General features: G+C 74.1%; 1 protein-coding gene. It reads right to left on the bottom strand.

Annotation, left to right across the window (positions count from 1 at the left end):
- Positions 1–201 (bottom strand): hypothetical protein (locus B0W80_RS35900; RefSeq protein WP_179107123.1); only part of this gene is annotated, 201 nt, incomplete at both ends.

Raw genomic sequence — 201 nt, 5'->3', positions numbered from 1 at the left:
TCGGAAGCACCGTTCTTGACCAGCGAGCCAGCGCCGCCGACTGGCCCGGTCAGCGTGATCGGCGCGGTGCCGCCGACGTCCATCGCGCCATTGAGCGCGACGACGTTGCCGAGCGCCACGGGTGCCGTCGCGTCGAGCGTGGTGCCGGCCGCTGCGGTGAGCGTGCCCGTGCCCAGCGCCGTGTTCGTGCCCACCCGCAGC

Origin of the sequence: Variovorax sp. KK3 (assembly GCF_001984055.1) — a bacterium.
Lineage (GTDB): Bacteria > Pseudomonadota > Gammaproteobacteria > Burkholderiales > Burkholderiaceae_C > Variovorax.
This window is presented reverse-complemented; position numbering and strand designations above follow the sequence as displayed.